Origin of the sequence: Methylobacterium sp. WL1, assembly GCF_008000895.1 — a bacterium.
Classification (GTDB): domain Bacteria; phylum Pseudomonadota; class Alphaproteobacteria; order Rhizobiales; family Beijerinckiaceae; genus Methylobacterium.
The window spans coordinates 874,944-894,276 of record NZ_CP042823.1 but is presented as its reverse complement, the minus strand read 5'-3'; the positions used below and the strand labels follow the sequence as shown (position 1 = coordinate 894,276).

Below are 19,333 nucleotides of genomic sequence, written 5' to 3'. Positions count from 1 at the left end.
ATGCTGCGCAACCGCATCACAGACATTCCGGGCCTGCGGGTCGGCCACGCCGGCGACCCGACGGTCGCCAGCGGGGTCACCGCGATCCTGTTCGACGCGCCCGTCATCGCCTCCGTGGACGTGCGCGGCGGCGGCCCCGGCACCCGCGAGACCGACCTGCTCGATCCCGAGCGCACGGTGGAGCGGATCGACGCCCTGGTCTTCTCGGGCGGCTCGGTCTTCGGGCTCGACGCGGGCGCGGGCGTGACCGCGTGGCTCGCCGAGGCCGGACGCGGCTTTCCGGTCGGCCCGCTGCGGGTGCCGATCGTGCCGGGGGCGGTCCTGTTCGACCTGCTCAACGGCGGCGACAAGGATTGGGGCCGCTACCCGCCCTATCGCGAGCTGGGTTTTTTGGCGGCCGCTGCCGCGTCGGACGACTTCGCCCTGGGCTCCGTGGGGGCCGGCACGGGCGCGCGCACCGGAAACCTGAAGGGCGGGATCGGCTCGGCCTCGGCGACGGTGCCGGGCACCGGTTTCACGGTCGGCGCGCTGGCGGCGGTCAACGCTTTCGGCCGCGCCACAATCGGCGGTGGGCCGCATTTCTGGGCCGCGCCGTTCGAGGTGGGCGACGAGTTCGGCGGCCTCGGCTCCCCCGCCCGGGTGCCGGCGGATTCCCTCGCCTTCCCGGCTCGCATCCTGCCCGGCTCGGCCACGACGCTCGCGGTGGTCGCCACCGATGCCGTCCTGACCAAGGCCCAGTGCCGGCGCCTCGCGGTGGCCGCGCAGGACGGCCTCGCCCGTGCCCTGGTCCCGGTCCACACACCCCTCGACGGCGACCTCGTCTTCGCGGTGGCGACCGGCACCGTGCCGCTCGCCGACCCGGTGGCCGATCTCGCCCGCCTGGGCGACGCCGCCGCGCGGGTGCTGGCCCGGAGCGTGGCGATCGGCGTGTTCTCAGCGCATAGCCTGCCTGGGCTGGCGCCCGCACCGCCGCTGTCGGTCATGGGCCTGCCGCCGGCCTGGCGCGATCGTTTCGGTGGGGGATGAGACCAGCGCGGATGCACGCAGGCGCGGTGGTCACACCTCTCCGCGCGCATCCGCGATCAGCTGCGCCAGCCCGGCATCGACCTCCGCGCCGAGCATCTTGCGCTCGGCATCGGTGAGGTCCTTGGCCCAGGCGGTTCCGGCAAAGCCTTCCGCACAACGTGTCCGCTCGGAGGCGATGTAGGCCTCGGTCTCGGCGGGCTGCGTTTTCATCGCGTGGACGAGGCCGAACCACGCCGCCCGCTCCACCACCGCCAGCCGCGCCCGCAGGCGGATCGCCGCCGCCTTGTCCGGATCGATCCCGTTGTCGCTCATTGTGTTTCTCCCACATCGTTCTCGGCGAGCCGCTCGATCAGGCCCTGGAGCCGGCCCGGGACCGGCTCGGCGGTCGAGCGCGCGTAGAGCACCCGCAGCTGCCGCCCGATCTCGGCGAGGCTCATCGAGCCCTTGGCGATCACCCGGTCGGCCTGGGCGCCGAGGCTCGCCTTCTCGGCGCTGGTGATCTCCTTGGCGGTGAGCACCACCACCGGCACGTCGCCGTCCGGCCGGGCGCGCAGCGCCCGCAGGAAGCCGAACCCGTCCATCTCCGGCATCATCAGGTCGAGCAGGATCAGGCTCGGGCGCGTCTGGCTGACCCGCTCCAGGGCGATCCGGCCGTTCTCGGCCTCGTCCACGGTCCAACCCTCGCGGCCGAGCGACCGGCGCAGGCGCTCGCGGGCATCCGGGTCGTCATCGACCACGAGGACGCGCGCCTCCCCCGGGCCCTCCGGGCGGTAGCGCTCCATCATGCTCTTCAGCCGGTCCCAGTCGATCGGCTTGACGAAGTAGTCGGTGGCGCCGAGCGCCTGACCGAGTCCCTGCTCGGCCACCACCGAGGTCATGATCACCGGCGTCCCGGCGAGATCGGGATCGCTGCGGACCGCGTGCAGCACCGCCCAGCCGTCCATGCGCGGCATCTCGACATCGAGCAGGATCGCCCGCGGCTTGAGCGCCCGGGCGAGCGTCAGGCCCGCCCTGCCGTCATTGGCGGTGCGGACGTGGAACCCCTCGCGCTCGAGGAAGCGCTGGAGCAGCTCCCGGGCGGCGGGGTCGTCGTCCACCAGCAGGACCGTCTCGTGCTGCTCGTGCGACTCGACCGCCGTCGCCTCGGCCTCGGCGGTGACCTCCTGCGGCTCGTCCTCCGGCTTGAGCACCGCCGGCAGGCGGATCGTGAAGGTCGCGCCCTGCCCTTCCGTGCTTGTCACCGCGATGTCGCCGCCCATGGTCTGGCAGAAGGCCCGGGTGATCGCGAGGCCGAGGCCGGTGCCGCCGAACTGGCGGGTGGTCGAGTCGTCGGCCTGCACGAAGCGCTCGAACAGGCGCGCGATCTGCGCCTCGGACAGGCCGATGCCGGTATCGGTGACCGCGAAGGACAGCCAGTCCGCCGCCTCCTCCCGGTGGTGCCGCACGGTGAGGCGGATCGTCCCCTTCTCGGTGAACTTGGCGGCGTTGCCGATCAGGTTGAGCAGGCACTGGCGGATCTTGGTCTGGTCCTGGTGCATCGACCCGAGGCCGGCCTCGCCTGCCTCATCGCCCACATCGAGGACGAAGCGGTTGCCCTTCTTCTCCACCAGCGAGCCGGTGGAATCGACCACGTCCCGCAGCAGGTCCGAGACGGAAAACGTCTCGGCCGAGGCGGTCATGCGCCCGGCCTCGATCTTCGAGATGTCGAGCACGTCGTTGATCAGCGACAGCAGATGCCGGGCGGCCGCCTCGATCTTGCGCAGGTCCGGCAGCAGGGCGGCCTGGCCGATATCCTCAAGCTCCTCGCCGAGCATCTCGGAATAGCCGATCACCGCCGAGAGCGGCGTGCGCAGCTCGTGGCTCATGTTGGCGATGAACTGGCTTTTCGCCCGGTTGGCCGCCTCCGCGGCCTGGCGCGCCCGCTCGACCTCCTCCTCGGCCTCCTTGCGCTCCGTGACGTCGACGCAGGTGCCGACCCATTCGCGCAAAGTGCCGTCCGCGGCGAGCACGGGCACGCCCCGCACCTCCATGGCCCGCCAGGCGCCGTCGTGCCGGCGCAGGCGGTACTCGACCTCGTAGGGCTTGCGCGCCTCCACGGAGGCGGCCCAGGCATCGGCCGCGTGCGCGCTGTCGTCGGGATGGACCGCGTCGACCCAGCCCCAGCCCTGGTAGGCCTCTTCGGTCTGGCCGGTATAGGTGCTCCACCGGACCTGCGGCGGCATCAGCTCGCCCACCGCGTTGGTGTTCCAGATCACCGCCGCGGAGGCGTCCACCAGCGCCCGGAAGCGCTGCTCGGAATCGCGCAGGCGCTCCTCGACGGCGCGGCGGCGGGAGATGTCGGTGTTGGTGCCGTACCAGCGCAGGATGGTCCCGGCCTCGTCCCGGTGCGGCAGCGCCTTGGACAGGAACCAGCGGTAGATCCCGTCGCGCCCGCGCAGCGGAAACGTGTCCTCCCAGGACTGGCCGAGCAGGATCGCCGCCCGGAAGCGCTCGGTGACGGCATCGACGTGGTCGGGGTGGTGGACGGCGCGCCAGCCCCAGCCGCGCATCTCGTCCAGGGTGCTGCCCGTGTAATCGTACCAGCGTTGGTTGTACCAGACGATGGTCCCGTCGGCCTCGGCGATCCAAGCCAGCTGCGGCAGCGTCTCGGCGAGATTCCTGTAATCGGCATCGGTGACGACGCCTTGGCCGCCCTCGGATTCTCTCATCGGCTCGCCGAAATCCCGTCGCTCGCCCCGCGGGGCGCAGGGTATTCCTTATACACGCATCGGGTCGGGATCCGACCGGACCTCAACCACAGGGTCCACCGGCCGCCGGCCGCGGAGGGCATCGATGCTGTAGAGGGCCAGCGCCAGCCAGATCAGGGCGAACATGGCCGCCCGGTGCGGCTCCACGTGCTCGCCATAGACCAGGACGCTCAGGCCGAGCAGGCAGGTCGGGGCGACGTATTGCAGCAGGCCCAGCGTGGTCAGCCGCAGGCGCACCGCGGCGGCGGCGAACCAGATCAGCGGCAGCGCCGTGGTGAGCCCGGTCAGCATCAGCAGCGTTAGGTTCCTGGGCTCGGCCGGCAGGAACGGCTCGGGCGAGAGCACGAGCCACAGGATCGCGAGCGGCAGGAGCAGCAGCGTCTCGGTCAGGAACCCGACCAGGGCATCGACTCCCACAAACTTCCGCACCAGCCCGTAGAGCGCGAAGCTGACCGCGAGCGACAGCGAGAGGGCCGGTAACTCCCCCGCCCACACTACGGCGACGGCCACGCCCGTCGCCGCGATCGTGACCGCCACGACCTGCAGGGGCCGCAGCCGCTCGCCGAACACCACGCGCCCGAACGCCACGCTCACCAGGGGATTGATGTAGTAGCCGAGGCTCGCGTCGAGCAGGTGTCCGCGGTCGATCGCGTAGAGGTAGAGCAGCCAGTTCACCCCGATCATCGCGGCTGAGACCGCCAGCAGGGCGTGGCGCGGGCGCAGGGGCAGCGGCAGGTTCAGGCGCCGTCGCGCCGCGAGCGCCAGGGCCAGGGCGCCCGCGAACAGGCTCGACCAGACGATCCGCTCGGCCAGGATGTGGTAGGGGCTGAACGCCCCGAGCATGCGGAAATGCACCGGGACCAGCAGGCCCCAGCTCAGATAGGCGGCGAGCGCGTAGACCAGGCCCACGGTGTCCTCCCGATCGACCCGAGCGGGCGGACGGTGCTGCGGCTTTACGCCCGGCGTCGCGCCCATGACAGGGGTGCGCGACGCAGAGCTGCTATCCCGGCTGACATCCCGGCCGCCATCCCGGGTGGACGCGCGGCGCGCCCCCCGGCTCAGGCGGCCCGGATCGTCGCCAGGAACCGGTCGACCTCGCCGCTGAGATGCTCGGACTGGCGCGACAGCTCGGAGGCCGCGTCGAGGACTTGGCCGGCCGCCCGGCCGGTCTCCGCGGCGGCGCCGGCCACGCCGGCGATGTTGCTGGTCACCTCGCCGGTGCCCTGCGCCGCCTGCCCGACGTTGCGCACGATCTCCTGGGTGGCCGCCCCTTGCTCCTCCACCGCGGCCGCAATGGTGGTGGCGACCGCCTCGATCTCCTTGATCCGGGCGGTGATCGCCGCGATCACCGAGACGGCCGCGCCGGTGGATGTCTGGATCTGGCCGATCTGGCCGGCGACCTCCTCGGTGGCCCGGGCGGTCTGGTTGGCCAGCTCCTTCACCTCGGCCGCCACCACGGCGAAGCCGCGCCCGGCCTCGCCGGCGCGCGCGGCCTCGATCGTGGCGTTGAGGGCGAGCAGGTTGGTCTGGGCCGCGATGTCGGTGATCAGCCGGACCACGTCACCGACCTTGGCGGCGGCGGCGCTCAGCTCCTGCACCAGCGTCGCGGTCTGGTCTGCCTCGGACACGGCGCCCTGAGCGAGCTTGGCGGATCCGTCCACCTGCCGGCTGATCTCCTGGACCGACGAGCCCAGCTCCTCGGCCGCGCTCGCCACCGTGTTGACGTTGGAGGCGGCCTCCTCGGCGGCGGCCGCCACGGTGGTGGATTGGCTGGCGGTCTGGGTTGCGGTGGCGGTCATGGCCTGCGCGGTGGCCTGCAGCTCGGTGGCCGAGGACGAGACCTGGCCGATGATCCGGCCGACCGTGCCCTGGAAGCCGTCGGCCAGTTCCAGCATCGCCTGGCGGCGCGCCTCGGCGGCGGCCTCGTCCGCCATCCGCCGGATCTCGGCCTGCTCGGCGGCCTTCTGGGCGACGAGCGCCTTGATGCCCTCCACGGCGCGGCCGATCAGGCCGATCTCGTCGCCGCGCCGCGCCTCCGGGATCTCGGCCCCGATCTCGCCGTCCGCCATGCGCCGCAGCACATCCGTCAGCCGGCGGATCGGGCGCGTCACGCCGTAGATCACGACCAGGCCGCCCCCGACGATGCCCGTGGCGATACCGATGAGCGACACGGTCAGCAGCAGGGAGCGGGTCGCGTTGGTCTCGACGGTGAGGTCGTCCGACCGCTTCTGGACCGAGACATCCATGTCGTCCACGAGGGTGCGGGCGGCCTCGGTCAAGTCCGCCCGGATCGGTTCGGCCGTCCGGTGTGCGAGCACCAGGGCCTCGCTGCCCTGGCCCTTGTCGGCGAGGCTGCGCATGTCCCCAACGGTCCGGGCGTAGAGGTCGAATTGCGTAGCGATCCGGTCGATCCGCTCCCGGAAGGCGGGTGCGTCGCGACGGGCGTCTTCGACCAACTTCGCGGCTTCGGCCACGAGACCCTCGAGGCCCATGCCGACCCGGGTCCCGTCCGCCGTGCCGGCTTCTGCCGCGCTGCGGAAGGCCACGTAGCTCAGCTGCGCGACGACGCGGTTCAAACGCGCCACCCGGACGACCGCCTTCGATTCCTTGTCGAGCAGGATCGTGTAGGCGACGTCGATTCCGGCGACGTTCTGTGATGTGTACCAAGCTGATCCGAAGAAGAGTATACTCATCAACGCAATGACAGAAAAGAGCTTCGTGGGAATATTGATCTTGGCTATCAGTTCCATGGAAGCCTCTGCTTTGCGCGATGGCGAACGTGCCCGAGAGATCTGTGTCGATTAATGTGGATGGCGGCAAGATGGATTGTTGCCGATCGATGTCTACGCTGCCCGTTCCGAGAGAACAGAAACGGCATTGTCTCGATCAAGCGGCGCTATGAAAGCTTGTTATTTAGCTAGGCTGGCGTTTGAATGAAGAAAGAACGTTATTTTAATGCTGTTTGTGCGATCCGAATGCCGTCATTCCGCGGTGTGAGGCTTACGGGGCGATCCAGCTGCCGGTCCAGTCACCCTGGCCCCGGGTCCAGGCGGCCCGGCGATGGCCGCGGCGGTCAAGGTAGAGGAAGTCGAGGCGCGCGGCCCGTACCCTGACGACGGCGAAATGCGGTCGGCCGAGGGTCGCCGCCGCCGTCTCGTCGGGCAGCGTGTAGGCGTCCCCCGTGGGCAGCGCCGTGCCCGGAGCGGGGGCGGCGCCGTAGCAGACCCGGCTCATCGCCCGGGAGCCGGCCCAGGCTTCCTCCGCCACGGCATCGTCCGTGTGGAGCGTCGCCCGGCCCTCGATCCGGATCTGGATCTTGGCCGCCGCGTCGTAGGCGGAGAGTGCGCAGGCCGGGTGCGCCAGGATCTCGGCGGCCTTGTCGGAGCGGCGGTCGCAATGGAACCGCAGGATGCCGGATCTCGCGTCGGCGGCGCGCAGCACCACCGTGCGCAGGCGGGGGCCTTCGGGTCCGAGCGTCGCCAGGGCCGGCAGGTGGAAGCCGCTCCGGCCCTGCGCGGCGCCCTCGTCCAAGAGCCGCCACAGCTCGGCGAAGCTGGCGTCGAGGTCGTCGTAGAAGGCCGGCACGGGAGCGCGGGTCATGCCGGGTCGCTCCGACGTCGCCGCTGCTCGCGAAAAATCAGCGCCAGGTTGCGCAGGTAGATGCCGGTGGACAGGCCCTGGCCGATGATGATCACCGGTTCCCGGCGCACGAATCCGTAGACCAGGGTCATCAGCCCGCCCAGGATCGACAGGAACCAGAACGAGAGCGGCATCACGCTCCGGCCGGCGCGCTCGCTGGCGATCCATTGCAGGATGAAGCGGGAGCCGAAAACCAGCTGAGCGATGATGCCGAACACCACCCAGAAGTCGAGCCGGGTGACGAACACGTCGTAGAAATAGTCCGGCAGATCGCGCGCGAGCTGGATCAGCATCCGACATCCTGGTCTGCGGGCATGGCGGTGTCGGAGGCGGTGTCGGCGGCGGCGATCTCGGCGGGCTGCGGGTCGGCGCGCTTGCGTCGGATCAGCCACCAGACCCCGGCGAGGTCGAGGAGCCCGACCCAGAGCCGGTCGAACAGGCCGTAATTCGAGACGCCGGTGAGCCGCGGCCGGTCGATCACGTCGTGGTGGACCACCGAAAACCCTTCGCGCACCATCAGGGCCGGCATGAACCGGTGGAGGGCGTCGAAATAGGGCAGCCGGAGGTACACGGCCCGGCGGAAGACCTTCAGGCCGCAGCCGGTATCCCGGGTGGCGTCCTTGAGGATGCGCCCGCGCACGCCGTTGGCGATGCGCGATTGCAGCATCTTGAAGCGCCCATCCTTGCGTCCGCGCCGCTGGCCCTGGGCGAGCCCGGCCTGCGCGCCGCCCGCCTCCAGGGCGGCCAGCAGGGCCGGGATGAAGGCCGGGTCGTTCTGGCCGTCGCCGTCGAGGGTCGCGACGACCGGCGCCCGCGCGGCCAGGACGCCGCTGCGCACCGCCGCGGACTGGCCGCCACCGCGCGCATGCCGCACCACCCGCATCCACGGCCGGTCGGCGCGGGCCGCCGCCAGGGCCGCCCGCGTGCCGTCGGTGGAGCCGTCGTCGACGTAGATCAGCTCGAAGCCGAGCGGCGTGCAGGCGGCCTCGATCTCGGCCACCAGGGGGGCGATGTTGCCGGCCTCGTTCTTGACCGGCACGACGACGCTGAGGTTCGGCGCGCCGGTCACGGGGCCACCCCGTAGGCGGTCACGAAGACCCGCCGGCCGGTGTTGAGGTTGAAGCCCTCGACCTCGGCGAGCGGCGCGGGCGCGCCCCGCGCCACCGGCCAGGCGGCGTTGAAGTCGTCGCGTTCCCGGGCTTCCACGAACAGCAGCCGGCAGCCGCCCGCCTCCAGGAATTGCCTGGCGGCGGCGCCGTCCGGCGGGAGGGCGAGATCCGTGCCGGCCAGGAACACCAGGCTCGGCTCCCGGTAGCCGAGGCTCGCGACCTGCGGGTTCGCGCAGCCCACGCGGTCGCGCAGGGCGGCGAGCCGCGGCGAGACCTTCAGGGCCGGCAGCGAGCGTTGCGCCACGCCGAGTACCGCCGGCCCGAGCAGGCAGGAAGCGAGGATCCCGAGCACGAGGGCGCGCTCGGGCCTGCCGCCCGCGAAGGCCATCCAGGCCAGGACTGCCACCGCGCAGGCGGCGGCGAGCAGCGGCAGCGCGGCCCAGGGGAGCGTGTGGCTGTCCAGGCGCCAGCCGGCCAGGCACAGACCGAGCGTCAGACCCACAGGAATCGCCGGCACGAGCAGGGCGGTCGCCCGCGCCCCGCGCAGACGCGGGTCGAGCGCACCGCGGGACAGGGCCAGGGCGGTGAGGATGGCGAGCCACGGCATCAGCGGCAGGACGTAGTGGGGCAGCTTGGTCGGCACCGCCTCGAAGATCAGCCAGGCCGGCAGCACGGAAGCGATCAGGAACGCGAAGGCCGGCTCGCGCCGGGCGCGCCAAGCCAGCGGCAGGCTCATCGCCGCGAAGGCCGCGCCGGGCCAGAAGGTCGCGAAGAACGCCAGCGCGTAGGCCCCGGGCGGGGCCCAGTGCCGCTCGGCCCCGCCGCCGACCTTGGCCAGCATGTCGTGCCCCACCGCCTCAGCATAGAAGGCGCCGCCGCTCTTCCAGGCGATCGCCGCGAACCAGGGGGCCACCAGCAGCAGCGTGAGCGCCAGCCCCGCCCACGGCTTCAGCGCCAGGAGCCAGCGACCCGAGCGCGCCACCACCGACAAGATCAGGGCCGGCAGCACCACGAACAGCGGCACCATCGGGCCCTTGATCAGGATGCCGAGCGCCATCCCGAGCCAGAAGGCGGGGAAGACGGCGCGACCCAAGGGTCCGCCGGCCCGGGACGCCAGCCATACCCGCGCGAGCGCCCCCAGGCTCGCGGTGGCGCAGGCGGCGAGCAGCGCGTCGGTCTTGGCCATATGCGCCTCGGCCGAGAGCATCAGCCCGGCGCCGTACAGGGCGGCCGCCAGCAGCGCGAGGCGGCGGGGCAGGAAGGCGAGCGCGGCCCAGTAGGCGAGCAGCACCGAGGCGGTCGCGCCGATCAGCGACGGGATGCGATAGAGGGCGATCTGCCGGCGCGCGTCGGGCACGCCGAGCGCCTCGCCCGCCGCCACCGCGGCGGCCTGCGCCCAATAGATTCCGACCGGCTTCTTGTGCCGGGCCTCGCCCTGGAAGCGGATGTCGACGAAGTCGCCGCTCTCCAGCATCTGCTTCGAGGCCTGGGCGAAGCGCGGCTCGTCCCGGTCCATCGGCTGCAGGGAGATCTGCCCGGGCAGGAACAGCAGCAGGCAGAGCGCCAGCAGGGCGGCCGCGGCGCGGGCATGGGTCAGGCTCAGCGCGTCGAGCCCGCGGCCGATCCGATCGACAGGTGCGCGGCGCGGAATGCCGTCGGCGGAGAGGCTCGTGGTCATGCCCGGCCGGTCAATCAGGATCGGACGGGAAGGTCAAATGCCCCGTCAGTCCGCCGTCATCGCGCGCGGTGACGGTTCACCGTCAGGACGCGGCCCGCAGGCGCGCGAAGCCGGCGTCGAGATCGGCCTGGAGGTCGGAGATGTCCTCCAGCCCGATATGGAAGCGCAGGGCCGGGCCGCCGGGCGCCCACTGGGTCGCCGTCCGGTAGCCGGCGCAGTCGAACGGGATCACCAGGCTCTCGAAGCCGCCCCACGAGAAGCCCATCCCGAACAGCTCCAGCCCGTCCAGCATCGCGGCGACCGCCGCCTCGGGCACGGGCTTGAGGATCACCCCAAACAGCCCGGAAGCGCCGGAGAAGTCGCGCTTCCAGATCGCGTGGCCGGGATCCTCCGGCAGCCCCGGATGCAGCACCCGCAGCACCTCCGGCCGCGCCTGGAACCACCGGGCCATCTCGAACCCGGCCCGGCCGTGCTCGCGCAGGCGCAGCGCCATGGTGCGCATACCCCGGAGCGCCAGGAAGATGTCCTCGGCGCCGGCGCAGGGGGCGAGGTGATCGAAGGTGCGCCGTACCGCCGGGTAATACGCGGCGTTGGCGGAGGTCAGGCCGATCAGCAGGTCCGAGCCGCCGCTGAGATACTTGGTGCCGGCCTCGACCGCGATGTCGACCCCGCGTTCATGGGGCGGGAACAGCAGCGGCGTCGCCCAGGTGTTGTCCATGATCACGCAGGCGCCTCGCGCATGTGCGACCTCGGCGATGGCCGGGATGTCCTGCATCTCGAAGCTCTGGGAGCCCGGCGCCTCGACCAGCACCGCCTTGGTGTTCGGTTGCATCAGCTCCGCGATGCCGGCTCCCACGGTCGGATCGTAATAGGTGACCGCGACGCCGAACCGGGCCAGGACGCCGTCGCAGAACTGCCGGGTCGGCCGGTAGGCGGAATCGGTGACGAGGAGATGGTCGCCGGCCGAGACCGCGGCCATCAACGCGATGGTGAGGGCCGACAATCCCGAGGGCGTCACCACGGTGCCGGCGGCGCCGGCAAGCTCCGTCCAGGCATCGGTGAGCGAATCCATCGTGGGCGTCGCCGAGGTGCCGTAATTGTAGCGCCCGCGCCGGTTCTTGATCGCGTCGTAGGTCGGATAGAGCACGGTCGAGCCGCGATAGATCGGCGTGTTGACGAAGCCGTGCTGCGCGCCCGGATCGCGGCCCGCATGGACGAGGCGCGTCGCAGCCCCGTACTTGTCCTTGGATTCGGGCTTGGGCGTCAGGGACATTGTGGCTCTGGGATCGCGTTGCGCTGCGACACACGAAGCCCGCGGGCTTGGGCGAGGTCAAGCGTGGCGCCGCTAGAGGGGCGGACGCACGACCTCCAGATTGACCCCATGAGCCTAGGGCGATATCAGTTCGTGATATCTCGTGCGCCGAGATCGGGCGCGAAATGAACAGCCGGCATGCGCGTACTTTGCGCGCCATCTACAAGGATCCGGTGCCGGCCTCGATCGAATGGCACGCCATCGAGAGCTTGCTGCTGGCAGTCGGATGTCGGCTTATCGAAGGGACCGGGTCACGGGTGCGTTTCGCGTACAGAGGCGTCGTGGCTGCTTTCCATCGGCCGCATCCGGCCAACGAGGCCGCGCGCTATCAGGTGCGCGCCACACGCGAGTTTCTCATCAAAATCGGTGTCACACCGGGAGAGTCGCCGTGAACACGATGACCTATCAGGGCTTTCGTGCCCGCGTCGCGTTTGACGAGGAGGATGAGCTTTTCGTCGGCCAAATCGCTGGCATCAACGATGTGATCAGCTTTCACGCGGACACCGTGCCCGAGCTGAAGGCCGCGTTTCATGAGGCGGTGGACGACTACACCGCGGCGTGCCGAGCGATCGGAAAGGAGCCGGAAAAGGCTTATTCCGGCAAGCTGATGCTCCGGATCGACCCGAAAATCCATGCCCAGGCAGCCCGCGCGGCGGAACTCGCCGGAACGAGCCTCAATCAATGGGCCGAAGATGTCCTGCGTCGGGCGGGCTCAAACCTCATGCGGTCTGTGACCGAGGAGGCCTGAACCGCCTAACGCCGACCCGGCCCCATCGCTCACGGCGTCTCGGGCGGATCGGAGACCACCGCCTCCTCGTAAGCTTGCATCCAGGCGGCATGCTCTTCCGAGCCGTCCGGATAGGGACATTCGCTTGCCGGCTTGCCGTACAGGCGGGCGTTGCGCCCCTGAATGAACGCGCTGTCGCTGGCGGTGGCCTGGACGTTGGTCAATATCGCCTCCCGAACATTGGCACCCATCCCGACGATTTGGGGTGGGCTTCGTTAACGGGCCGGCGGGTAATCTGTTGCCGTCTCCAGTCGCGTTCCGGGTCGTCTGCGTGCGTATCCTGCGTTCCCTTTTCGGCGGCGTCCTCGTGCTGGTCTCGACGGCGATCGTCGCCTTCGTCAGCGCCGACCGGCTCGCCCACCTGGCGCCGCCGGCCGTGGTGCGCGCCGCCCAAGCCGAGCCCTCGGCCACCGGGTCGCTTCCAGCGCCGGTCAAGGCCGTGCCGACGCCCAAGGCGGCCGTGCCCAGCATCCCGAACGGGTTCGATACCGAGCGGCTCAACGCCCTGATGCGCGGCGACCCGATCCTGCCGCGCCGCTGAGCGGACGGGGCCCGTCACGGGGTCCCGCCAGGCGGCTCGTACGCCGGCCCCCTACCGGGCGGTGCGGAAAACCTGCAGGTCGAGGTCGCGGACCTTCTTGCGCAGGGTGTTGCGGTTGACCCCCAGCAGTTCCGCCGCGCGGATCTGGTTGCCCCGCGTGGCAGCGAGCGCCGCGCCGATCAGCGGGCCTTCGATCTCCCGCAGGATCCTGTGATAGAGCCCGGGCGGCGGCAGCGTGTCCCGGTAGCCGGAGAAGTAGTCCGACAGGTGGCGCTCCACCGCGCTGGACAGGGTCTCTGATTCGCCGTTGGCCTTGCGGGCGCTGCCGTTGGCGGAGGCCGGGGCGGCGAGCGGCAGGGTATCGAGCTCGGCCTCGATCACCGGGCCGGTGATCGTCTCCTGCGGGTACAGGGCGGCGAGCCGGCGGACCAGATTCTCCAACTCGCGGACGTTGCCGGGCCAGCGGTACCGCTTGAGCCGCTCCATGGCGTCGCCGTCGAGCGACTTGCGGGTCAGGCCCTCGCGCTCGACCAGCACGAAGAAGTGCCGGATCAGGTCCGGTACGTCCTCGGACCGCTCGCGCAGGGCCGGCAGCCGCAGGGGCACGACGTTCAGCCGGAAGAACAGGTCCTCGCGGAAGATCCCCTGCTGGATCGAGATCCGCAGGTCCTTGTTGGTCGCCGCGATGATCCGGACGTTGGTCTTGATCGGAACGCGGCCGCCGACCGTGGTGTACTCGCCCTGCTGCAGCACGCGCAGGAGCCGGGTCTGGGCCTCCATCGGCATGTCGCCGATCTCGTCGAGGAACAGGGTGCCGCCCTCGGCCTGTTCGAACCGGCCGGCGGAGCGCTGGAGCGCGCCCGTGAAGGCGCCCTTCTCGTGGCCGAACAGCTCGGATTCGATCAGGTCGCGCGGGATCGCGGCCATGTTGACCGGCACGAACGGGCCGGTGCGGCGGCGGCCGTAATCGTGCAGCGCCCGGGCGACCAGCTCCTTGCCGGTACCGGACTCTCCGGTGATCATCACGGTGAGGTCGGTGGGCATCAGCCGGGCGAGCGCCCGGTAGATCTCCTGCATGGCGGGCGAGCGCCCGACCAGCGGGATGTCCTCGTTGTCGGGCGGCGCGCCGGCCGCGGGCGCCCCGCGGGGACGCGACAACGCGCGGCCCACGATGGCGATCAGCTCCTTCAGGTCGAAGGGTTTCGGCAGGTACTCGTAGGCCCCGCGCTCGGAGGCGCGGATCGCCGTCATGAAGGTGTTCTGTGCGCTCATGACGATGATCGGCAGTTCCGGCCGCACCCGCTTGATGCGGGGCAGCAGGTCGAACACGTTCTCGTCGGGCATCACCACGTCGGTGATGACGAGGTCGCCCTCGCCCTGCGCGACCCAGCGCCAGAGGGTTGCGCAATTGCCCGTCGAGCGGACTTCGTAGCCCGCCCGGGATAGTGCCTGGTTCAGCACCGTGCGGATGGCGGCGTCGTCGTCGGCGACGATGATGTGGCCGTTCGGCATGACTCTCTACTCAGACGTCCGGCCGGGCGGCCGAAACACAAGACGATTTCAAGGGTCGACCGACGATTCACGCCCGTCGCGGGCGCTCGACATCGGCAGAAGAATGCGGAACGTCGTGCGGCGGGGGGCGGGATCGCACTCGACGATGCCGCCGTGGTCGCCCACGATCTTGGCGACCAATGCAAGTCCGAGGCCGGAGCCCTGCGACTTGGTGGTCACGAAGGGGTCGAACAGGTCCGGCAGCAGGTCGGCCGAGATGCCCGGGCCGTTGTCGCGGATCGCGACCTCGATCGGCAGGCTGACCCGCTCGCGCGAGCCCGGCACCTGCAGGCGCAGGCCGGTGCGGAACGCGGTGGACAGGGTGATCTCGCCCTCGACCGCATCCGGGCCGATCGCCTCGGCGGCGTTCTTCACGAGGTTCAGGATCACCTGGATCAACTGGTCGCGGCTTCCGAGCACCGGCGGCAGCGACGGATCGTAGGTCTCGACGAAGCGGATATGGCGCGCGAACCCGCTCTGGGCCGAGCGCTTCACCTGGTCGAGCACCCCGTGGACGTTGACCGCGCCGCGATCGGCCGGGCGCTCGTCACCGAACAGCTCCATCCGCTCGACGATCCGCACGATCCGGTCCGATTCGTCGCAGATCAACCGGGTGAGCATCCGGTCCTCCTCGGCGCCGGTGCCCTCCAGGAGCTGCGCGGCGCCGCGGATGCCGGCGAGCGGGTTCTTGATCTCGTGGGCCAGCATCGCACCGAGCGCCACCATCGAGCGGGCGGCGCCGCGATGGGTGAGCTGGCGGTTCATCTTGTCCGCGATGGTGCGCTCCTGAAGCATCATCACCACGGCGTCGTCGTCGTCGGCGAGCGGCGTGGCGAACACGTCGACGCTACGCTCCAGACCGAGGCGGGGCTGGGTCAGCTCGACCCGGTATTCGCTGACGCTGGCCCGGCGGCGCCGGACGTCGGCCACGAGCGCGATGATCGGCGACGCGAACGGGATGATGTCGCGCAGGCGACGCCGCTGCATCAGGCGCGCGGAATAGTCGAAGAACGCCTCCGCGGCGTGGTTGCAGTGGAGGATCCGCTCGTCGCCCCCGATGGTCAGGACCGGCAGCGGCAGGGCGTTGAGCACGGCCTCCCCGGACGTGGCGCGCCGGCCGCCGGGCTCCTGCGGAAAGGCGTCCTCGGTCACGCGGCCTCCCGGATGGTCTCGGCCGCCCCGAAGGCGCGCGCCAGAAGGGCCAGCGCCACCTCGGGATCGGTGGTGGTGAGGAGGGCGGCGCGCTCGGCCGGCTCCAGCGCCCCGCCAGTCTCGGCATAGGCGGCGAGGTGCTTGCGGGCGTGGCGCACGCCCATATGGCGGCCGTAGAGCGACAGCAGCCCGGCGTAATGCGCGGCCGCCATCCCGGCCTGCTCGGCCCGAGACGGCGGATCCGTCGGCCGGCCGGCCAGCGCCGCCGCGACCTGCCCGACCAGCCAGGGCCGCCCTTGGGCCGCGCGCCCGATCATCACCCCGGCGGCGCCGGAGGCGGCCAGGCACGCCCGGGCGCTGGCGAGGTCGACCACGTCGCCGTTGGCGATCACCGGGATCGACACCGCCTCGACCACGGGGCGGATCGCGGCCCAGTCGGCCACGCCTTTGTAGAATTGCTGCCGGGTCCGCCCGTGGACCGTGACGGCGTTGAGCCCGAGCCGCTCGGCCCGGGTCGCCAGATCGACGGCGTTGCGGGTCGCGTCGTCCCAGCCGAGCCGCATTTTGACGGTGACCGGCACCGACACCGCGCCGCGCACGGCCGCGAGCAGTCGTTCGGCATGGTCGAGATCGCGCATCAGGGCCGAGCCCGACGCGATTCCGGTGACGATCTTGGCCGGGCAACCCATGTTGACGTCGATCACGTCGGCGCCACCGGCCTCCGCGAGGCGTGCGGCCTCGGCCATGGGCTCCGCCTCGCAGCCGGCCAACTGGACCACGTGCAGGTCGACCCCGGAGCCGTCGGCCCGCAGGGTCGCCTCGCCGGCGCCGCGGGTGAACTCCCGTGCCGCCACCATTTCGGACACCACCGCGTCGGCGCCGCAGCGCCGGGCGATCCGACGCATGTGCAGGTCGGTGACCCCGGACAGGGGCGCGAGCAGGCAGAGCGGGGCGGGGGATTTCTCCCCGCCACCCGGACGTCCACGGCGCAGCGCGCTTAAATAATGATCAGTCGCCATTCTGCACAACAATGAGGCAAGGGCGATCCGCTGGCAAGCGGATACCGCGCGTTGATTTCGGGCCCTCCCCCGCTTAAACGACGGGCACCCTCACCGGCAGAGGTTCGGCAGCACGGCTGGCCCGCGCGCCCGCCCCCGTTTCCGCGCCAGGATCCCACGAGTTTCCCGCCCATGCCCGCCATCGGCACGCCTGCCACCGGACCCGCGGATACGGGGTCCGGCGTCGCCGCGGTGGTCGTGGCGGCCGGTCGCGGCATCCGCATCGGCGGCGGCACGCCTAAGCAGTACCGCAGGGTCGGCGGCCAGGCCGTCCTGACCCGGACGCTGGCGGCGCTGGCCGCCCAGGACACGATCGACCGGATCCAGCCGGTGATCGCCGCCGACGCGGCAGACTTCTTCCTCAGTTGCTTGGACGAACTCGCCCCCGGTCTCCGGGAAAAGATCGGCGCCCCCGTCGAGGGCGGGGCCACGCGCCAGCTCTCGGTGCGTGCCGGCCTCGAGGCGCTGGCGGCGGGTGCTGCGCCGGAGATCGTACTGGTCCACGACGCCGCCCGCCCCTACGTCGATGCGGCCTTGATCGCCCGGGCGATCGCGGCTGGCCGCGACCACGGCGCGGCGGTACCCGGCGTGCCGGTGACCGACACGGTCAAGCGAGTCGCCGAGATCGCCCCCGGTATCGGCCGCGTGATCGAGACCCCGCCCCGGGAGCACCTGCGCGCGGTCCAGACCCCCCAAGCCTTCGCCTTCGCCCCCCTGCTCGCCGCGCATCGCGACGCCGCCGGCCAGGGCCTCGATGGCTTCACCGACGACGGCGCGCTCGCCGAATGGGCGGGCTTGCCGGTGGTGGTGTTCCTGGGCGACATCGCCAACCGCAAGATCACCCAGCCCGCCGACCTGATCGAGGCGGATCGGGCCTTCGCGTCCGATTCAACCGAAACGCCAGCGCCCGGAGCCCGCGCCATGACCGCCTACGTCACCCGCCTCGGCACCGGCTTCGACGTCCACGCCTTCACGTCCGGCGACCACGTCTGGCTGGGCGGCATCAAGATCCCGGCCGATCGCGGCGTGCTGGCTCATTCCGACGGCGACGTGGCGCTGCATGCGCTCACCGATGCGCTGCTCGGCGCCATCGCGGACGGCGATATCGGCACGCATTTCCCGCCCTCCGACGAGCGTTGGCGGGGCGCTTCCTCGGACCAGTTCCTGGCCCACGCCTGTGCCCTCGTCCGCGCCCGCGGCGGTCGGATCGACCACCTCGACATCACCGTCCTGGCCGAGGCGCCGCGGATCGGCCAGCATCGGGAGGCGATCCGCGCCCGCATCGCCGAGATCGCCGGCGTGCCGCTCACTGCCGTTTCGATCAAGGCGACGACCACGGAGAAGCTCGGTTTCGTCGGCCGTGCCGAAGGCCTTGCAGCCCAGGCCGCCGCCACGATCCGCCTCCCCGAAGAGGACGGCCCGGTGCTCGATGCCGAGGCCGAGACAGCGATGCGGCAGGGGTGAACGGCTGGTTCGCATTGGCGGACCGAAGCGTATTCTGGCCGCCGCGTTCTACGTCTTGCTGCGCCCAGCCGCGATGTTCACGTCTCTGCTTTTGCGGCGCGGCTTCCCCTCTCCCCGCGAGCGGGACGAGGGGATCCGTTCGGCCCGTCGCGCGAAGCCGTTAGCGCTGCGAGAGGAAGAGGCCGAAGGGTTTCCGACCGACCCCCGCCCTCATCCGCGTTGCACGCCGAAGGCACCCTCTCCAAAAAAGGAAATCACGCCGTCCGGAGCAGGAGCGCGATCGCCGCGATGGCGATCGTGGCCATCGTCAGCAGGATCCCGCCGCCCCGGCATGCGAACTGGCGGGGGGTGTTCGGCGCGGCGAACATGCCGATCGGGTGGAGGATACGGCCGACCAGCAGGGCGATCAGCAGGCCCTGGACCAGACCGTGGCCGCCGCCGCCAGCCTCCAGCAGGGCGACCAGGATCAGCGCCAGCGGGACGTATTCCGAAAAGTTGGCGTGGGTGCGGACCCGCTTGAGCAGGGATGCGTCGCCGCCGTCGCCCAACAGGACGTTGTCGGAGACGCGGGATCCCATCACCCACCCGGACAAGCCGAGATACACGAGGGCGAGCAGCGCGGCGTAGAAGGCCGTGGTCGCGGGGAAGATCATCGGTGTTGGGTTTCCTGTCTGGGCAGCCGGTCCTTGAGCCAGGGCCGGCCTTGCGTCACAACACGAGATAGGGCGCTCCGGCCCAGGGCGAACCGCGTGCGATGATCGACGACACGGAGCTTCTGGACCGCGCCGAGGCGCTGGTCGCGGCCTACGCCAAGGCCGGGCGCACGATCGTCACGGCCGAATCGTGCACCGGGGGGCTGGTGGCGGGGCTGCTCACCGCGGTGCCGGGTTCCTCCGCGGTGGTCGAGCGCGGCTACGTCACCTACTCGAACGAGGCCAAGGCGGAGGCGATCGGGGTGCCGATCGACTTGATCCGCCGGCACGGCGCCGTCAGCGAGGATGTGGCCCGGGCGATGGCCTGCGGGGCGCTGTCGGCCTCGCGCGCCTCGGTCGCGGTGGCGATCACCGGCATCGCCGGTCCAGGCGGCGGCAGCGCCGAGAAGCCGGTCGGGCTGGTGCATTTCGGGTTGGCCCTGCGCGACGGCGGACGCCGGCACCTGGAGCGGCGCTACGGCGACCTCGGACGCGGCGCGATCCGCCGCGCGGCGGTCGCGGACGCGCTCGGCCTGCTCGAGGGAGCGCTGGCGGACTGATCCAGCGGCGGGAGGGG

At 71.3% G+C, this 19,333-nt stretch carries 20 protein-coding genes; 6 read left to right on the top strand and 14 right to left on the bottom strand.

Going from position 1 to position 19,333, the window contains the following annotated elements; all coding sequences use genetic code 11:
• Positions 1 to 1,026: a P1 family peptidase gene (locus FVA80_RS04720; RefSeq protein ID WP_147909213.1), complete on the top strand. Its 1,026-nt coding sequence runs from the start codon at positions 1 to 3 to the stop codon at positions 1,024 to 1,026.
• A 30-nt stretch (positions 1,027 to 1,056) separates the two neighbouring features.
• On the opposite strand, the gene FVA80_RS04715 is transcribed toward FVA80_RS04720, so the two are convergent.
• The 9 genes from FVA80_RS04715 to metC all read right to left on the bottom strand — a co-directional run bounded on the left by FVA80_RS04715 (position 1,057) and on the right by metC (position 11,472).
• Positions 1,057 to 1,338 carry a hypothetical protein gene (locus tag FVA80_RS04715; protein ID WP_147909212.1) on the bottom strand — a complete coding sequence of 94 codons (282 nt, stop codon included), beginning with the start codon at positions 1,336 to 1,338 and terminating at the stop codon, positions 1,057 to 1,059.
• Positions 1,335 to 3,734, bottom strand: a complete 2,400-nt coding sequence (locus FVA80_RS04710) for a response regulator (protein WP_147909211.1) — start codon at positions 3,732 to 3,734, stop codon at positions 1,335 to 1,337. The genes FVA80_RS04715 and FVA80_RS04710 overlap by 4 nt, the downstream gene beginning before the upstream one ends.
• Before the next feature lie 48 nt (positions 3,735 to 3,782).
• A complete protein-coding gene (gene rarD / locus FVA80_RS04705; protein ID WP_147909210.1) occupies positions 3,783 to 4,682 on the bottom strand; it encodes an EamA family transporter RarD in 900 nt (299 codons plus the stop codon).
• A gap of 149 nt (positions 4,683 to 4,831) precedes the next feature.
• Positions 4,832 to 6,523, bottom strand: coding sequence for a HAMP domain-containing methyl-accepting chemotaxis protein (locus FVA80_RS04700; RefSeq protein WP_147909209.1), 1,692 nt, complete (start codon positions 6,521 to 6,523; stop codon positions 4,832 to 4,834).
• A gap of 250 nt (positions 6,524 to 6,773) precedes the next feature.
• A complete protein-coding gene (locus FVA80_RS04695; protein ID WP_147909208.1) occupies positions 6,774 to 7,373 on the bottom strand; it encodes a pyridoxamine 5'-phosphate oxidase family protein in 600 nt (199 codons plus the stop codon).
• On the bottom strand, positions 7,370 to 7,705 hold the full coding sequence (locus FVA80_RS04690) for a lipid-A-disaccharide synthase N-terminal domain-containing protein (RefSeq protein WP_147909207.1): 336 nt from the start codon (positions 7,703 to 7,705) through the stop codon (positions 7,370 to 7,372). Before FVA80_RS04690 ends, FVA80_RS04695 begins: the two co-directional genes overlap by 4 nt.
• A complete protein-coding gene (locus FVA80_RS04685) occupies positions 7,699 to 8,481 on the bottom strand; it encodes a glycosyltransferase family 2 protein (RefSeq protein WP_147909206.1) in 783 nt (260 codons plus the stop codon). Before FVA80_RS04685 ends, FVA80_RS04690 begins: the two co-directional genes overlap by 7 nt.
• Positions 8,478 to 10,199 (bottom strand): glycosyl transferase, encoded by a 1,722-nt coding sequence (locus FVA80_RS04680; protein ID WP_147909205.1) that lies wholly within the window; start codon positions 10,197 to 10,199, stop codon positions 8,478 to 8,480. The genes FVA80_RS04685 and FVA80_RS04680 overlap by 4 nt, the downstream gene beginning before the upstream one ends.
• A gap of 82 nt (positions 10,200 to 10,281) precedes the next feature.
• Complete coding sequence (metC, locus tag FVA80_RS04675; protein ID WP_147909204.1) at positions 10,282 to 11,472, bottom strand: cystathionine beta-lyase; 1,191 nt, start codon at positions 11,470 to 11,472, stop codon at positions 10,282 to 10,284.
• A 164-nt stretch (positions 11,473 to 11,636) separates the two neighbouring features.
• Here metC and FVA80_RS04670 point away from each other — a divergent pair, with 164 nt between their 5' ends.
• Positions 11,637 to 11,903, top strand: a complete 267-nt coding sequence (locus FVA80_RS04670) for a type II toxin-antitoxin system HicA family toxin (protein WP_147909203.1) — start codon at positions 11,637 to 11,639, stop codon at positions 11,901 to 11,903.
• A complete protein-coding gene (locus tag FVA80_RS04665) occupies positions 11,900 to 12,259 on the top strand; it encodes a type II toxin-antitoxin system HicB family antitoxin (RefSeq protein ID WP_147909202.1) in 360 nt (119 codons plus the stop codon). The genes FVA80_RS04670 and FVA80_RS04665 overlap by 4 nt, the downstream gene beginning before the upstream one ends.
• A 29-nt stretch (positions 12,260 to 12,288) precedes the next feature.
• Here the strand turns inward: FVA80_RS04665 and FVA80_RS04660 are convergent, their stop codons facing one another.
• Positions 12,289 to 12,462, bottom strand: coding sequence for an Rmf/CrpP family protein (locus tag FVA80_RS04660; protein ID WP_187193593.1), 174 nt, complete (start codon positions 12,460 to 12,462; stop codon positions 12,289 to 12,291).
• 74 nt (positions 12,463 to 12,536) lie between these two features.
• Here FVA80_RS04660 and FVA80_RS04655 point away from each other — a divergent pair, with 74 nt between their 5' ends.
• Positions 12,537 to 12,839, top strand: a complete 303-nt coding sequence (locus tag FVA80_RS04655; RefSeq protein WP_246692262.1) for a hypothetical protein — start codon at positions 12,537 to 12,539, stop codon at positions 12,837 to 12,839.
• A 51-nt stretch (positions 12,840 to 12,890) separates the two neighbouring features.
• On the opposite strand, the gene ntrC is transcribed toward FVA80_RS04655, so the two are convergent.
• The 3 genes from ntrC to dusB are packed head-to-tail and all read right to left on the bottom strand — an operon-like array spanning position 12,891 to position 16,561.
• Complete coding sequence (ntrC, locus tag FVA80_RS04650) at positions 12,891 to 14,351, bottom strand: nitrogen regulation protein NR(I) (protein WP_147909200.1); 1,461 nt, start codon at positions 14,349 to 14,351, stop codon at positions 12,891 to 12,893.
• A gap of 48 nt (positions 14,352 to 14,399) precedes the next feature.
• Positions 14,400 to 15,542, bottom strand: coding sequence for an ATP-binding protein (locus FVA80_RS04645; protein WP_147909199.1), 1,143 nt, complete (start codon positions 15,540 to 15,542; stop codon positions 14,400 to 14,402).
• A complete protein-coding gene (gene dusB, locus FVA80_RS04640) occupies positions 15,539 to 16,561 on the bottom strand; it encodes a tRNA dihydrouridine synthase DusB (protein ID WP_147909198.1) in 1,023 nt (340 codons plus the stop codon). Before dusB ends, FVA80_RS04645 begins: the two co-directional genes overlap by 4 nt.
• Before the next feature lie 171 nt (positions 16,562 to 16,732).
• Here dusB and FVA80_RS04635 point away from each other — a divergent pair, with 171 nt between their 5' ends.
• Positions 16,733 to 18,064 carry a bifunctional 2-C-methyl-D-erythritol 4-phosphate cytidylyltransferase/2-C-methyl-D-erythritol 2,4-cyclodiphosphate synthase gene (locus tag FVA80_RS04635; RefSeq protein WP_147957782.1) on the top strand — a complete coding sequence of 444 codons (1,332 nt, stop codon included), beginning with the start codon at positions 16,733 to 16,735 and terminating at the stop codon, positions 18,062 to 18,064.
• 254 nt (positions 18,065 to 18,318) lie between these two features.
• Here FVA80_RS04635 and FVA80_RS04630 read toward each other — a convergent pair whose 3' ends face one another.
• Positions 18,319 to 18,717 carry an MAPEG family protein gene (locus FVA80_RS04630; protein WP_147909196.1) on the bottom strand — a complete coding sequence of 133 codons (399 nt, stop codon included), beginning with the start codon at positions 18,715 to 18,717 and terminating at the stop codon, positions 18,319 to 18,321.
• Between the two features lie 101 nt (positions 18,718 to 18,818).
• On the opposite strand from FVA80_RS04630, the gene FVA80_RS04625 reads away from it, so the two are divergent.
• On the top strand, positions 18,819 to 19,316 hold the full coding sequence (locus FVA80_RS04625; protein WP_147909195.1) for a CinA family protein: 498 nt from the start codon (positions 18,819 to 18,821) through the stop codon (positions 19,314 to 19,316).
• Positions 19,317 to 19,333: the final 17 nt, after the last annotated feature.